The sequence below is a fragment of the Variovorax sp. Sphag1AA genome (assembly GCF_014192575.1).
Lineage (GTDB): Bacteria > Pseudomonadota > Gammaproteobacteria > Burkholderiales > Burkholderiaceae_C > Variovorax.
The window spans coordinates 163,446-178,405 of sequence record NZ_JACHYC010000009.1; the positions used below are offsets into that span (position 1 = coordinate 163,446).

Consider the following 14,960-nt stretch of genomic DNA (forward strand, 5'->3'; position numbering starts at 1 on the left):
CTAGGCCGCCACCGCCGCGAGCTCGGGTGCGTACTTGTCGATGCGTGAACCGAGCAGCGAGCCGCCGTGCCGCACGAGCACGTTCATTTCGGCGTCGTTCAGCTTCTTGAGGTTGGTCGAGATCGCGGAGGCAAAAGTCGAATCGCCCGGCTGGGACTCGCCTTCGAGGCTGTTGATGGAGAACCACAGGGGCCGTGCTCCTTTGCCGGCGAGGTGGCGGTGCTGGATGCGGTCGAATTCCAGGCCGCGGATCTGCTCCATCATGATGTTGAGGCTTGCCTTGAGCACCACGGCGCCCGATTCGGTAGGGTGCTCGTCCAGCGCGAAGGGTTTGCCGCCGTCGCTGATGATCAGGTAGTCCAGCGGATTGCGTTCGGTCCGAAGCAGCGGGTTGACACCCATGTTGTCGTAGACGCCGCCGTCGGTCAGCGTGACGTATTCGACCGACGCACCCGGCGGGTAGTCCGATGCGGAGAGCCGCAGCGGCGGGAAGACCGGCGGAAACGCAGATGAAGCGGCAACCGCGCGACTGATCGGAAAGTCGGGTGCGGGCACCACGCCGAGCTCGTGCTCGCCCATTTCCTCTGCCTTGCCGCCACCTGCGACGAAGAAGAACATGTTGCCGGTGGCGAGATTGGTCGAGTTGAAGTAGATGCGCGGCCCGCCGCGCAGGCTCGACAGCGTCTTGCCCTGGAAAAGATCGCGATCGTATGAACCGGCGAGCTTGTCCAGCCGCGTTTCGAAGGGATCGAACACCCCCGCGACAACGGACGCCACCGCGATGGAGCGCGTTCGCAGGTAGCTCTCCAGCTTGTCGAGGCAGGCCGGGTCGCCCCAGTTCACTGCGAGCGTCCCGCCCGCGATGCTGCCGCCGCTGACGCAGGAGAGGAGATCGAGCTTGTCCAGCAGGTTGAGCGACTGCAATCGGCGTAGCACCCCAAGGTGAAAAGCCGCGGCCCTGAACCCGCCGCCAGACAAGGCCAGGCCGATCCGTTTCTCGACGCCGTCGATCTTGAAGCTCATGGCGGTACCTCTCTCGAGAGGCTTCGGATGCTAGACCTGTGAAGGCCGAGCGCAACCGCCAGAAGGCATAGCCGATACGGCCGCTTCAGTAGACGCCGAGTGCCATGCCTGCTGCGAGCGCCGCGCCGAGTTCGCGACATTGCGCGAGATCCGCCTCGCCGATCTGCTTGGGCCGCAGGATGGCTTCGGGCGTTTGTGCGTGCGTGCAGACGATGATCGCCGGCGCCACCGACTTGAGCCGCCAGCCGGTGGCGATGCGATCGACCTGCCGCACCGCGTTCTGCCCGTCGCTGCCGGCGCACACCAGCAGCGCGTAGGGGCGGCCGTTGATGCGATCGAGCACGGGGTAGTAGCAGCGGTCGAAGAAGTCCTTCATGAGCCCCGCGATCGCGGCGAGGTTTTCGGGCGTGGCGAACAGGTAGCCATCGGCACCCAGCACATCGTCAGGGCCGGCTTCGGTGGCGCGCAGCAGCCGCACCTGCACGCCGGGCTCTTCGCGTGCGCCTTCGGCAGCGGCCTGCGCCATCTGCGCAGTGCCGCCGGTCATCGTGTGATAGACAACGAGCAGCGTCTTCTGTGGATTCATCGCCGCCCAGCATAGCGGCTCGATCCGCTCGGGAGTACGGTCAGTCGTCCTTGTCCTTGTCCTTCGAGCGGCCGGCAAGGAAGTCGAGCGTGGCCTGCCAGGTCTGCGGCGAATTCAGGATGCCGAGGTGGCTGCTGTGCAGGATGGGGTCGTAGGCACCCTGCCCCGTGAGCACGATCTCGCGTGCGCCGCGAAGCCTTGCGCTCTTCGAGAAATCCGTCGGCTTGCCGAACGAGTCGATCGCGGGCACTGGCGCGACCGAGCCGTCCTGCACCGGGAAGTAGACGAAGCTCGCGTCGCCGTTGCGGATGACCAGCACCTTCGTGGGGCCGTCATTTTCTCTGCCGCCGCCACGACCGTTGAGCAGTTGCAGGAAGGGCGTGTCGGGCGAGCCGAGTTCCTGGCACACCTCGCTCTGCGGTGTGAAGCCGCCGGCTGCTGCAGCCTGCCAGTAGTTGGCGGGGTCCGGCGAGCAATTGATGATCCCGTGATTGGGCCCATCGATCGCGACGAAGCGGCGCACCATGTCCTGCGCCTCGTCCTGCCGCATCCATTCGCGCGCAAGCGTGACGCCGAGGCTGTGGCCCACGATGTCCACCCGCTTCGCGCCGGTGAATTTCATCACCGCGCGGATGAAGCGCCGCAGGTCAGGCACGTTGGCGGCGTTGGTGTGAGCGATGCTCGAGCGTCGGGTCTGGTCGGCGCCCAGGTCGCACTGGTCGCCCTGGTAGCCGATGCCCCAGAGCTCGCTGGTCGAGTACCCGTTGTCAGCCAGAAACTGGGCCAGTGCCTGCACGCGGCCGTAGGGATTGCAGGCGGTCGCGTAGGGTGTGTCGTTGTTGCCGTGGATCAGGATCACCGGCGTTCGCGTCACCGGACCGGCAGCACCGAAGCCGATGAGTGGTTTGGCGAGCGAGGTGTCCTCTATCGCAGGGAAGCCGGTCGGCAATGTATTGCCCACGGTGCCTGCGGCCTGCACGGCGGCGGCGGTGGCAAGGGTTGCGAGAGCGGCGGCATGGCGAATCCACGGTTTCATCAGCGGGCTCCTTCCTCAGCGCCGCGCATGATGCCGTCGAAGCATGACGCTGGCAAGACTTAACCAGCGGATTGCTTCATCCGCCGCGCGGTCTCGACCACGACACTGCGCAGCGACTGCACCGTGGGATGCCCTTCCAGCTCCTTCAGCGTGAAGAAGCTCACCGGCGGAAGGTTCCAGCTCAGCCTGTAAGGCAGCGCGGCCCAGTGCCCCGAACGCTCCATCTCCGCCACCACGTCGCGCGCGAAGATGGTGATCGCGTTGGGCTCCTGCCGAAGCACCATCTCCATGCTCCGGATGGCCGTGGTCTCCAGGATGGGCAGCGGCGGCTGCACGCCCGCCCCCACGAAGATGGCGTTGTAGGTCCGGCGCATGGGCGTGTTCGGCGGCGGCAGGATCCAGTCGAGTTGCGCAAGCCGCGCCCAATCCAGCGGACCGCGCGAGAGGCGCTTGACGTTCTTCGCGCCGACCACGAGACAGGGCTCCTGCTCGTAGATGGCCTCCTGCACCAGCCCGCTTGCGTCGCCGTCGTACGAACGTCCGATGGCGCAGTCGAGTTCTCGCGCGACCAGGCCGGCGACCAGTTCATCGGTGGTGCCTTCGCGGGCCATGACGGAGATGCGCGGGGTGCGGTCGAGCAGATGGGTAAGCGCCGCCGACATGAGTTGCTGCGGCACCTGCTGCGTGAGGCCCAGCCGCAGGCGCCCACTGCGACCCGCTTCGAGCGAGGTGAGCACGCGCGTGGTGGCTTCGAGTTCGGCGAGCCAGCGACGCGCGTAGTGCAGCACCGCGTCGCCGGCCGCAGTCGGCACAAGGCCTCTGCTGGTGCGGTCGAAGAGCGTGCTGCCGAAGATGTCCTCGACCTCGTGCAGCGCCTTGGTGATCGCAGGCTGGCTGAGCTGCATCTCGGCGGCCACGCGGCCCAGCGTGCGATGCCGGTCGATCGCCTGCAGCAGCGAGAGTTGCCTGAGCTTGAGGCGGGAGAGCAGCGCGCGCTGCAGTTCGGCGGCGGGGTCGCGGGCAGTCGGCAAGGCCATAACTCCAGGGTTATCGGGCTATCAGCAATTATTTCACTTTGGTGAATTGCGAGTCCTAGACTTTTCCCCATGGACGCAATCCACGCACTCACGAACGAAAGCATCACGGCAGAGTTTCTGAACGCGCTCGCCGAATCGCGGAGCACCGACGAAGCGCTGCGTCGCATCGATCTGTGCCGCTCGCTGATTGCCTCCGGCAGCATCTTCAGCATCCAGCAGAACGTGACGACGGGGCGCGACGCCCCGGGCCAGGTGCTCCTGCGCCGCTTCTATTCATCGGAGGCGGCGAGCTTTCCGGTCAACGGCGCGAAGCGGAAGACGCTGACGCCGTGGACCGAGTGCCTCTTCGTGCGGGGCCGCGTGTTCGTCGGCGAAGGCGAACACGTGCTGGCGCAGCACTTCGACGACTTCGAGCAGATGCGCGCCTACAAGGTGCGCAGCGTGATCAACGTGCCGCTGATGCAGGGCGACCTCTGCTACGCCACCTTCAACGTCTTCGGCACCCGCGCCCGCTGGCTGCCGCAGGAAGTCCTCGGCATCCGGCTGCTGGCGCTCGCCGCCGCGCGCTGGGTGCCTGCCGCGCCCGGGTTGGCCTATCGCTTCACCGGTGTCTCCCTCTCATCCCCTCTGGAGGCTTGAACATGCAAAGCAAAGTCCCTGTCGTGATCGTCGGCGGCGGCCCGGCCGGTTTGTCGATGGCGATCCTGTTGCAACGCTTCGGCATCGACTTCGTGCTGCTCGAACGCAGCGCGACGACCACCGACCATCCGAAGGCGCGCGGCACCTACACCCGCACGATGGAGATCTTCCGCCAGTGGGGCATCGACGGGCTGATGAAGCGTCATGCGCTGCCGGACGGCTCGGACTTCTTTTCGTTCTGCGAATCGATGAGCGGCCACGAATGGGGACGCACCAATCCAGAGCCGAACCTGGGCCACTCGCCGTGCTGGAAGATCATCCAGTCGCAGGACACGGTGGAGGAGGAACTGCTCGACCATGCCCGCAAGAGCGAGGTGGGCCGCATCCTCTACGGCCACGAGTTCCTGAACTACGACGAAGGCGGCACCGGCATTGCGGTGACCAGCCGCAACGTCAACAGCGGCGAGACCGCGACGTGGCACGCGCAGTACCTGATCGCGGCTGATGGCGCGACGAGCTCGGTGCGTCGACAGGCCGACATCGAGATGCGCGGCCCCGCCACGCTCGCAGTCATGGCCAACGAGTACTGGCAGGCCGATCTCTCGCATGTGCGCGATGCCGCTTTCTGCGCCGGCTGGCGCGTCTACGCGAAGGATTCGCCCTACCCGATCTCCACGGTGCTCAACACCAATGGCAAGGACAAGTGGCTGACACTTCTGCCGGTGGGCCGCGAAGTCGATGAACGCATCGGCGAGCGCACCGATGACGAAGTGGTGAAGCTGGCACGCACGATGTCCGGCGTGCCGAACCTCGACGTGAAGGTGATCAACCGCTCGGTGTGGCGCATGAGCCGTCAGGTGGCCGCGACCTTCCGCAAGGGGCGCGTGCTGCTGGTGGGCGATTCGGCGCATCGCTTTCCGCCGAATGGCGGCTACGGCATGAACTCGGGCATCCAGGACGCACACAACCTCGCGTGGAAGCTGGCCTTCGTGCTCACAGGGCGTGCGAGCGCGCGCCTGCTCGACAGTTACGACCGCGAGCGCCGTCCGGTGGCGGAGTCGAACGCGGACTTCAGCCTGCACAACGCGTCGCGCTTCATCCAGTGCGACGAGGCGCTGCGCTCGGGCAATCCGGATCGCATCGACTTCTGGATCCGCGACAGCGACAACCACATCCACAGCATCGGCCAGTCGCTGGGCTTCTGCTACGAGGACGGCGCGGTGATCCCAGACGGCACCGGCAAGCATGTGATGCGTGCACGCTGGTACGAACCGAGTGACAAGCCGGGCATGCGCTTTCCGCACATCTGGCTGGACCTTGCGCGGCGCACCACCACGCTCGACTGGTTCGATCGCGAGTTCGTGCTGGTCGCAGGACCGAAGGCCGATGCATGGATGGAAGCAGCGCGCGCCGTGTCCGGCAAGAACGGGCGAACCGTGCTCGCCAGGCAACTCTACGACTCGCATGAGAAGGACGGCCTCCTGCTCGGCCTGCGCGGTGCAGTGCTGGTGCGGCCCGACGGCCATGTGGCCTTCCGCATGCCGTGGACGCCATCCGACCCGGCCGCGGAACTGTCGGCTGTCCTATCGACGCTACTGGATTGATGCCATGCCAGTCACCGCCCTGCACCACTTCACGATCCGCTGCACGCCGGACGAACTGCCACCGCTGGTGGACTTCTACACGCGGGTGATGCGCCTGACCATCGGCGCGCGGCCGGAGATCCCGGCACCCGGTGCGTGGCTCTATGCGGATGGCCAGCCGATCGTGCACCTCTACGCGCACCTGTCGACGCCGGACGCACCCGTGGATCCCGTCACGGGCCACCTCGACCACATCTCTTTCCGCTCGCGCGGGCTCGTCGAGATGCGGGAGCATCTTCGCGCGCTGGGCGTGCCGTTTGCAGAAGCGCCAATTCCCGGCTGGGCGATTCACCAGCTCTTTCTCCACGATCCGCGCGGCCTCAAGATCGAGATGACCTTCTGGCTGGACCAGGAAGAAGGGAGCGGCGCATGACGCACTTCGTGCAGGTCGGCGAAGTGCGCGTTGCCTTCGACCGCGACGGCGACGGCCCACCGCTGATGCTGATGCATGGCGCGGAAGCCTCCCGTCAAATGTTCTCGGCGCTGGTGCCGCTTCTGTCGAAGCACTTCACGGTGATCGCGTATGACCAGCGCGACTGCGGCGAGACCGAAGGCCCTGAGCGCGCGCCGACGCTCGCCGATCTTGCGAACGACGCACAGCTCTTGATCAAGGCGCTGGGACTCAAGCGCGCGCACGTGTTCGGCTCGTCCTTTGGTGGACGGGTGGCGCAGGCGTTGGCGCTTTTGCATCCGCGTGCAGTCGACCACCTCGTGCTCGGCAGCACATGGCCGCTGCCGCGGCCCTACGAGGAACTGTGCCCGGATGCGCGTCGACTGGGCGAGCTGCGACGCGACCTGCCGGGCACGGCCGAGGAACTGGCGACCTGGTTCTTCCCCGAAGCCTTCCTCAAGCAGCGTCCGGAGCTGCGCCGGGTGTTCGCGACTGCACGGCCCGCATCGACGCGCTCCGCACGGCGCGGCGCAACGGTGCAAACCACGATCGAACGCGGCGTGGCCGACATCGTCGCGCCCACGCTGGTGCTCGCCGGCGAACTCGATCGCGTCGTTCCGCCCAGCGTGACCCTCGCCATGGCCGGGCGCATCCGCGGCGCCGATGCCGTGCTGCTGCCCGCCATCGGCCATGTGACCGCGATGCAAGCGCCGGAGGTGCTGGCGCATCACATCGTCCGCTTTCTCCAACCCGAAGGAGCCAAGGCATGAACACGACCAGCGAACGATCGCGCGGGCGGCCCGACTACATCCGCGTCGAAGGCCTGTCGAAGCACTTCGGCGATGGTGGCGAAGGCGTGCTCGCGCTGAAGGACATCGACTGCAGCATCGAACAAGGCAGCTTCGTGACCATCGTGGGCCCGAGCGGCTGTGGAAAGAGCACGCTGCTGCGCATCCTGGCAGGGCTGCTCGACTACGACGTCGGCCGCGTCGCGCTCGACGGCCAGCCGATCCGTGGCACCCGGCGCGACGTGGGCGTGGTGTTCCAGAGTTCGATCCTGCTGCCGTGGCGCACCATCCTCGAGAACGTGATGCTGCCCGCGGAAGTGCTGGGCATTCCGATGAAGCAGGCGCGCGAGCGTGCGATGCAACTGCTGCACATGGTTCGCCTCGACGGCTTCGAACACAAGCTGCCACGCCAGTTGAGCGGCGGCATGCAGCAGCGCGCCTCGATCGCGCGGGCGCTTCTGCACGATCCGAAGATCCTGCTGATGGACGAGCCCTTCGGCGCGCTCGACGCGATGACGCGCGAGCGCATGAACCTGGAGTTGCAGCGCATCTGGATGGAGAGCGGCAAGACGGTCGTCCTCATCACCCACTCGATTCCCGAAGCGGTGTTTCTCGGCGACAAGGTGTTCGTGATGTCGCCCCGCCCCGGCACGCTGGAACGGGTGCTGCCCATCGACCTGCCGCGTCCGCGCTCGATGGATGTGATGACGCATCCTGCGTTCGCCGCTGCGACGGCCTCGATCCGCGAGCGCTTCTCGCATGCCGCTTCATTCGACTGACAGGGAGCTTCCGATGACAACCGCCATGCTCACCACGACTGATTCCATTGCGCACCCGGAAGACACCACAACGAAGGCGGCAAGGCCGAAGCACTCGCGTCGGGCCAATCCGCTCGCTTCGACCCGGGTGCAGTCGGTCCTGCTGCTCGTCACGCTGCTCGGCTCGTGGGAAGCGGCCGTGCGATTCTTCAAGGTGCCGCAGCACCTCGTGCCTCCGGTGAGCGACATCGCGGTCGCGCTCTGGCGTGGGCTCGCGACCGGGCCGCTTGCGAAAGATGGCTTCTGGTATCACGGTGGCGTGACGGTCGCCGAGATCCTGCTGGGCTTCCTCATCGGCAGCGGCGTGGGGCTCGCGATCGGCATCGTGGTGTCGCAGATGCCGAAGGTCGAAGCGCTGCTGGAGCCCTACGTCGCCGCATTGCAGAGTGTGCCCAAGGTGGCGGTCGCACCGATCATCGTGGTGTGGCTGGGCTTCGGGATCGGGTCGAAGGTGATGATCATCTGCCTGCTCACCTTCTTCCCGGTGCTGGTGACCAGCATCGCGGGCTTCAAGGCGGTAGACCCGGACCGCATCGACCTGCTGCGTTCGCTGTCGGCAACGCCATGGCAGATCTTCCGCAAGGCCAAGTTCCCGAGCGCGCTGCCGTACATCTTCGCGGGGCTCAACATGGCGGCCGCCTTCAGCGTGGTCGGCGCGGTGGTCGGCGAATTCGTCGGCGCACAGGCGGGGCTCGGCGTGCTCATCCTGCAGATGGAGGCACAGGCCGATACCGGCGGCAGCTTCGCGGTGTGCGTGGTGCTGTCGGTGATCGGGATCGTGCTCACGGGCCTCCTGCGCCGCATCCAGCGACGCGTGCTGCACTGGATGCCGGCCGACACCTCCCAGCGGACGGTGAATGTCTGAAGTTCTTCATGAAGGAGTGGACCATGTTGACGCGACGTGATTTCGGCCTGGGCCTCGGCGCCTTGGGCCTTGGCGCCGGGCTTCCGGCACTGGCGCAGGCTGTGCGCGTGATGAAGGTGGCGAACACCGCGGCGGTGAACGATCCGCAGCAGTGCTTCTGCACCGCGGGCCAGCATCCGAAGCTCAACTTCTACAAGCCCAACGGCGTGGATGTGGAGTACGTCAACATGTCCAGCATGACGCAGGCGCTGCAGAGCCTGCGAGCCGGCCATGTGGACTTCGGGCCGGCGGTGCCGGGGCTGCTGTTGCCCGCGATGGCGAAGGACCCGTCGCTCGACCTCGTCAGCGTCTACAAGTGGCTGCCGCGCAATGCGAACGTGATCGTGGTGAAGCCGGGCAGCCCGATCAAGTCGGCGGCGGACCTCGCGGGCAAACGCATCGGCGTGCGAAGCCAGGGCGATACCGGCATCGTCATCACCAAGACCATGCTGGCCGAGCTGGGCCTGAAAGACGACAAGTGCGAGTACATCGCCATCGGCGACGGTGCACCAGCCGGCGCCGCCATCGACAACGACCGGGTGGACGCGATGGTGACCTTCGACACCGCCGCCGCACGCATCGAACTGGTAGGAACGAAGCTGCGCTACGTGCCGATCACGCCGAAGTTCGCGCAGGTCGGGTCGGGCTGGATCTGCGTGCCGAGGAAGCTGCTGAAGGAGGAGCGCAAGTCGCTCGTGGCGCTGTTCCAGGGCATCGCCAAATCCACCATCTTCTCGAACGCGAACCTCGAAGCGGCCATCGACCTGCACTGGGCGGTGTACCCCGAAAGCCGGCCCAAGGGCCGCAGCGAAGACGAGGCGCGCAAGGAACTCGCCTTCATCCTCAAGGACCGCAAGAACAGCTGGATGCGACGGCCCGACGATCCCGACCAGCGCATGGGTGCGTCGTCGCTGTCCGAATGGAAGGCGAACATCGAGATGACGGCTGACAGCAGCAAGAACCCGAAGCTGGCCGAGGAACTCGGCGATCCGAACCGACTGTTCACCAACGAGCTGATCGACGACATCAACGCCTTCGACCGGCAGGCGGTGGTCGACATGGCGAAGGCCTTCAGGCTCTGAGCCCGCACGCGCCGCGGAGGTGCAAGAATCGCTCGATGAATTCGACGAACGAACACTTCCGCCCCGTCGCGCTCCAGCATGCCTGTCGGCTCATCAACCATGGCCCGACGGTGCTGGTGACCAGCGCGCACGACGGGCGTCGCAACGTCATGGCGGCGGCATGGTCGATGCCGGTGGAGTTCACGCCGCCGCGCGTTGCGGTGGTCATCGACAAGCACACCTTCACGCGTGAGTTGGTTGCAGCGAGCGGGGTGTTTGGGCTGTGCATCCCGAGCGTCTCGTTCGTCGACACGACCTATGCGGTCGGCAGCGAGAGCGGTCGCTCGGTCGACAAGTTCGCGCGACACCAACTCGTTGCGCGGCCCGGTCCGGTGCTTGGCGTACCGCTCCTCGAAACTGGTTGCGCGGCATGGCTCGAATGCCGACTCATTCCCGAGGCGCACACCGAAGACGCCTACGACACCTGCTTCGGTGAAGTGGTCGCGGCAGCGGCCGACGAGCGCATCTTCTCAGGCGGCCATTGGCAGTTCGGTGACGACAACAAGGCGCTGCACACGATCCACCATCTCGGCGGCGGAAACTTCGTGAGCGCCGGCGCCAGCTTCCGCGCCGCGCAGCCCTGACAGCGGTCACACCTCGAATCGAGCGACGTCGATGGCCTCGGGAGGCAAGCCAGCAACGTGGCGTGCCCACATGGCCTCGCACGCGGCTTCGAAGTGACGGGTGAAGCGGCGGGCATCGAACACGCTGCTGGTCTTTCGCTGCAGCAGCAGCTTGTTCCGCAACGCCGCAAGCGATTGCGGCGAGCGAGCGAATTCGAGTGCGCGAGCCTCGTAAGACTCGACATCCTTCGTCACGAGTTCAGGCAACCCCATTGCACCGAGCAGGCTGGACGCCACGCGCGCCGCGAAGGTGTCTCCTTCGAGCGTGAGCAGGGGCAAGCCGGCGCGCAATGCATCGCTGCAGGTGGTGTGCGCGTTGTAGTGAAAGGTGTCGAGGAAAAGGTCCGCCAGTGCATGGCGCGACAGATGCTCCGCATGCGACGATCGCTTCGCCCACACGATTCGCGACGGGTCGACGCCGCGCTTCTGCGCTTCCGCGGCAAGCGCCGACGGTGCGCCCGCGTGACCTTCCAGGAGCCACAGCACGCTGCCGGGTACGGCGGACAGCAGGCGCATCCACACGTCGAAGACGTCGGGCGTGATCTTGTAGTTGTTGTTGAAGCACGCGAACACGAAGCCGTCCGCCGGCAGCCCGGCCTGCTCGCGCGTGATTGCGCAGGGCGCGATCTCTGCAAGCTCGTCGTTGCATTGGTACGAGCCGGGCAAGCGGACGACCTTTTCACTGTAGAAGCGCTCGTCCTCAGGCCGGATCACCACAGGGTCGGCAAGGATGTAGTCGATGAAGTCCGCGCCCATGGTGCCGGGATAGCCGAGATAGCTGACCTGCAGCGGCGCAGCGCGGTGGGCGAAGATGCCGGGGCGGGATCCTTCGATGTAGCCGTTGAGATCGATCGCGATGTCGATGCCTGCTTCATGCGCCATTGCCGCAATCTGTGGATCGTCGCGGTTCGCCACCTCCATGAAGTGATCGAGCGATTGCATGACGCGTCGGCCCAGCGGATCCGAGATCGGCGGGCCGAACGAAAAGCCGAAGCATTCGAAGCGCTCGCGGTCGTGGCACTCGAAGAGGCGCGCAATGAGCTGCGAGGTTGGATGCGGACCGAAGCCGGATGAAAAGTAGCCGATGCGTAGACGGCGTGAAGCCGCGTCTCTAGGCGCCAGTGCGGGGCTTGATGCCGAGGCCGCATGATCCTGTGCGTAGCGCTTTGCGCAGGTGAAGAGCACGTTCGGGTCAGCGCCGGTCGGCAGGAGTGCGAAGGGTTCGGCCGCTTGTTCTCCAGCCAGCACGCGACTGAATGTCTCCTGCAGCAGCGACCGGTAACCGTCCCAACGGCACGCCAGCATTCGGTCGTGCAGCCAGTACCCGCGCATGTGGGCGGTGTCGGCAGGCAGCCGGGCGAGACGTGACAGGGCTTTGCGCGCGGCGTCCTGGCGGCCTGCGCGTTCGAGGAGTGCGACCTGGTTCATCGATGCATAGACATCCTGCGGCGCGAACTGCAGCGCGCGCTCGCAGCTCGCGAGAGCGTCGTCGAGTCGGCCGAGCTCAGCGAGCGCCATGGCGCGCTCCGACCATGCGCGCGCGAGCTGGGGCTGGAGCTTCAGCGCGCGCTCGAAGTGAACCACGGCCTGCTGCGGACGCTGCAATGCCAGCAGGCTGCTTCCGAGATTGAGCTGGAGTTCGGGCACGCGATCATTGAGGCGTGCCGCGCGCTCGAACGCCGCGAGCGCCAGCGCATGGTCGCCCGTCGCACTGTGGGCGACGCCGATTTCATGCAGCGCTTCGAAGAACTCGCCGGCTTCGCGGATCGCGCGCTCGAAGCAGGCGATGGCTTCGCGCGCACTGCCCCTTTGAAGGCGCACGCGACCCAGATAGAAGTGCGCTTCGGCGGAGCAGCCGGGCAAGACAACAGCGCGCGCGAGGTAGTGCTCGCAGCCTGCCATGTCGCCCTGGTTGCCGCGGATGAAGGCCAGAAGCTCGAGGGCGCGCGAAGGTGCGTCCGGCTTGTCGATCATGGTGCGCAGCATGGCCTCGGCCTGAGGCGCGCGGCCCGATCGGAACAGCTGTTCGGCTTGGACGAGTAGGGGATGCGCTGCGCTCGGCATGGCGCCGATTCTGATGCATCGAACAACGCAGGCGGGGTGCAGCTTGCCCTCCCCCAAGCCCTTTACTTAACTTCACTTGCTATGGAATTCGTAGCGCGGAATCGCGGCGTGCAAAGGACTTCAGGCGGAAATCGACAGTGCCGCTATTTCTGCTCGATCCGCCGCAAATGACATTCATTCGCATTTGATGTCTAGAATGGCGGGCTCAGATGACCTCCGCTCCCAACGCCCGCCGCCGCGCCTACTGGCTGAAGACCCTGCACGAATGGCACTGGATCAGCTCCGCGGTTTGCCTCGTGGGGATGGTGCTGTTCGCGGTCACCGGCTTCACGCTCAACCATGCGGCAAGCATCGAGGCCAAGCCCCAAGTCACCCATCGCACGGCGAAGATCGATGCGCCCCTGCGCGAGCAACTCGAGCAGGCAGTGCCCGCAGCCAAGGCGAACAAGGGCAAGGCTGAATTGCCCGAGGCGCTCCAGGCTTGGATCAAGCACGAATGGTCGATCCAGACCTCGGACCGAGAGGCCGAGTGGACCGACGACGAAATCTATCTTTCGCTTCCGCGTCCGGGCGGCGACGCCTGGCTTCGCCTCAGCCTCGACGACGGCGAGATCGAGTACGAGCGCACCGACCGCGGCTGGCTGTCGTACTTCAACGATCTGCACAAGGGCCGCAACACGGGCGCGGCCTGGAGCTGGTTCATCGACATCTTCGCCGTGGCGGCGCTGGTGTTCTCGATCACCGGGCTGTTCATTCTCAAGATGCATGCGGGCAACAGGCCCTTCACCTGGCCGGTGGCCGGGATGGGGCTCGTGATCCCGGTGCTGCTTGCCTTGCTGTTCATTCATTGATCTCAGGAAAGAGGTTTTCGTGCAAGTTCGCTACTCCCTCGCTCTCGTTGCGCTGCTCGGCGCGCCGGCCTTCGCCGGAGGGCTCTCCGTCAACATCGAAGTGCCGCGCCTCAACGTCGCGGAGTACCACCGCCCTTACGTCGCCGCGTGGATCGAGCGACCCGACCAGTCGGTCGCGACGACGCTGGCCGTGTGGTACGACGTCAAGAACAAGGGCAACGCCGAGGGCGAAGGGACGAAATGGCTCAAGGACATGCGGCAGTGGTGGCGCCGCACGGGCCGCGAGCTGCAGATGCCTGTCGATGGCGTGAGCAGTGCGACGCGACCCGCGGGCAAGCACCAGATCGCCTTCACCGAAGGCTCGGTCGCGCTGCCGAAGCTGGCGCCGGGCGCCTACAAGCTCTATGTCGAGGCGGCCCGCGAAGTCGGTGGACGCGAGATCGTGAGCATCCCCTTCCAGTGGCCTCCAGCAAAGGCCGAAACCGCGACTGTCGCCGGCAGCAGCGAACTCGGCGAGATCAAGCTCGATCTCGCGCCCTGAACCTTTTCATCCTCGACACCGGGAATTCATCATGAAGATTGCCACCCGCATTGCCTCGATCGCCCTCGCCCTTTCCGCCAGCGCCGCCGTCCACGCACATAACGTCTGGCTGCTGCCGTCGAGCACGGTGCTGTCGAAGGGCGACTGGATTACGGTCGATGCCGCGGTCTCGAACGACCTGTTCTTCTTCAACCATCGCCCGATGGGCCTCGACAACCTCGTCGTCACCGCGCCCGACGGCAGCACGATCAAGCCCGAGAACGTTCATGAGGGCAAGCTGCGCAGCGTGTTCGATCTGAACCTCGTGCAACCGGGAACGTACCGGGTTGCAGTGCTCAACGGTGGCGTCTTCGCGCGCTGGAAGGACAAGGCCACCGGTCAGGTCAAGCGCGCGCGTGGCACGCCGGAGAACATCACGAGCCAGATCCCGGCCGATGCGCAGGAAGTCGAGGTCACGCAGTCCGCGGGCCGCATCGAAACCTTCGTCACTGTCGGCAAGCCCAGCGCGCTGAAGCCGAGCGGCAAGGGGCTGGAGCTGATTGCCGCCAATCCGACGGATCTCGTCAAGGGCGAGAAGGCCACTTTCGCGCTGCACATCGACGGACAGCCGGCCAAGAACTTCGATGTGACGGTCACGCAGGGCAACACGCGCTATCGCGACAAGATCAACGAACTCACGGTCCACACGGACGCCAACGGCCAGTTCTCGGTCACCTGGCCCGAGGCGGGCATGTACTGGCTCGAGGCCACCGGAAAAGACGCGAAGACATCGGTGCCCGCCGCCAAGGAACGGCGCCTCAGCTACGCCGCGACTCTGGAAGTGATGCCCTGACTTCCCCGGCGGACCAGACATCCCCGCGCGTTTCTTTCGCGACATGGGGAGCCGGTGGCTATG

General features: G+C 65.9%; 16 protein-coding genes. 11 read left to right on the forward strand and 5 right to left on the reverse strand.

Annotation, left to right across the window (positions count from 1 at the left end; all coding sequences use genetic code 11):
• The 4 genes from FHW64_RS30485 to FHW64_RS30500 form a co-directional block, all read right to left on the reverse strand.
• Window positions 1-1,023: a patatin-like phospholipase family protein gene (locus FHW64_RS30485; protein WP_184532411.1), complete on the reverse strand. Its 1,023-nt coding sequence runs from the start codon at window positions 1,021-1,023 to the stop codon at window positions 1-3.
• A gap of 85 nt (window positions 1,024-1,108) precedes the next feature.
• Window positions 1,109-1,609, reverse strand: coding sequence for a flavodoxin family protein (locus tag FHW64_RS30490; RefSeq protein ID WP_184532413.1), 501 nt, complete (start codon window positions 1,607-1,609; stop codon window positions 1,109-1,111).
• Between the two features lie 40 nt (window positions 1,610-1,649).
• On the reverse strand, window positions 1,650-2,645 hold the full coding sequence (locus FHW64_RS30495; protein WP_184532416.1) for a hypothetical protein: 996 nt from the start codon (window positions 2,643-2,645) through the stop codon (window positions 1,650-1,652).
• Between the two features lie 59 nt (window positions 2,646-2,704).
• Complete coding sequence (locus FHW64_RS30500; protein ID WP_184532418.1) at window positions 2,705-3,676, reverse strand: LysR family transcriptional regulator; 972 nt, start codon at window positions 3,674-3,676, stop codon at window positions 2,705-2,707.
• Window positions 3,677-3,751: 75 nt separating this feature from the next.
• Between FHW64_RS30500 and FHW64_RS30505 the strand changes: the two genes are divergently transcribed.
• Genes FHW64_RS30505 through FHW64_RS30540 form a run of 8 tightly spaced genes read left to right on the forward strand, consistent with a single transcriptional unit; the run spans window position 3,752 to window position 10,570 of the window.
• Entirely contained in the window at window positions 3,752-4,321 is a 570-nt protein-coding gene (locus FHW64_RS30505) for a GAF domain-containing protein (RefSeq protein WP_184532420.1), read from the forward strand.
• Between the two features lie 2 nt (window positions 4,322-4,323).
• Window positions 4,324-5,925 (forward strand): FAD-dependent monooxygenase, encoded by a 1,602-nt coding sequence (locus FHW64_RS30510; RefSeq protein WP_184532422.1) that lies wholly within the window; start codon window positions 4,324-4,326, stop codon window positions 5,923-5,925.
• A 4-nt stretch (window positions 5,926-5,929) separates the two neighbouring features.
• Window positions 5,930-6,337, forward strand: coding sequence for a VOC family protein (locus FHW64_RS30515; protein ID WP_184532424.1), 408 nt, complete (start codon window positions 5,930-5,932; stop codon window positions 6,335-6,337).
• Entirely contained in the window at window positions 6,334-7,125 is a 792-nt protein-coding gene (locus FHW64_RS30520) for an alpha/beta fold hydrolase (protein ID WP_184532426.1), read from the forward strand. The genes FHW64_RS30515 and FHW64_RS30520 overlap by 4 nt, the downstream gene beginning before the upstream one ends.
• Complete coding sequence (locus FHW64_RS30525; protein WP_184532428.1) at window positions 7,122-7,922, forward strand: ABC transporter ATP-binding protein; 801 nt, start codon at window positions 7,122-7,124, stop codon at window positions 7,920-7,922. Before FHW64_RS30520 ends, FHW64_RS30525 begins: the two co-directional genes overlap by 4 nt.
• A 13-nt stretch (window positions 7,923-7,935) precedes the next feature.
• A complete protein-coding gene (locus FHW64_RS30530; protein ID WP_221220719.1) occupies window positions 7,936-8,826 on the forward strand; it encodes an ABC transporter permease in 891 nt (296 codons plus the stop codon).
• A gap of 23 nt (window positions 8,827-8,849) precedes the next feature.
• Entirely contained in the window at window positions 8,850-9,947 is a 1,098-nt protein-coding gene (locus FHW64_RS30535; protein WP_184532432.1) for an ABC transporter substrate-binding protein, read from the forward strand.
• A 35-nt stretch (window positions 9,948-9,982) separates the two neighbouring features.
• On the forward strand, window positions 9,983-10,570 hold the full coding sequence (locus FHW64_RS30540) for a flavin reductase family protein (protein ID WP_184532434.1): 588 nt from the start codon (window positions 9,983-9,985) through the stop codon (window positions 10,568-10,570).
• 6 nt (window positions 10,571-10,576) lie between these two features.
• Here the strand turns inward: FHW64_RS30540 and FHW64_RS30545 are convergent, their stop codons facing one another.
• Entirely contained in the window at window positions 10,577-12,673 is a 2,097-nt protein-coding gene (locus FHW64_RS30545; protein ID WP_184532436.1) for a glycosyltransferase family 41 protein, read from the reverse strand.
• Between the two features lie 209 nt (window positions 12,674-12,882).
• On the opposite strand from FHW64_RS30545, the gene FHW64_RS30550 reads away from it, so the two are divergent.
• The 3 genes from FHW64_RS30550 to FHW64_RS30560 are packed head-to-tail and all read left to right on the forward strand — an operon-like array spanning window position 12,883 to window position 14,897.
• Window positions 12,883-13,524, forward strand: a complete 642-nt coding sequence (locus FHW64_RS30550; protein WP_184532438.1) for a PepSY-associated TM helix domain-containing protein — start codon at window positions 12,883-12,885, stop codon at window positions 13,522-13,524.
• Window positions 13,525-13,543: 19 nt separating this feature from the next.
• A complete protein-coding gene (locus FHW64_RS30555; protein ID WP_184532440.1) occupies window positions 13,544-14,065 on the forward strand; it encodes a DUF2271 domain-containing protein in 522 nt (173 codons plus the stop codon).
• A gap of 31 nt (window positions 14,066-14,096) precedes the next feature.
• On the forward strand, window positions 14,097-14,897 hold the full coding sequence (locus tag FHW64_RS30560; protein ID WP_184532442.1) for a DUF4198 domain-containing protein: 801 nt from the start codon (window positions 14,097-14,099) through the stop codon (window positions 14,895-14,897).
• Window positions 14,898-14,960 lie beyond the last annotated feature (63 nt).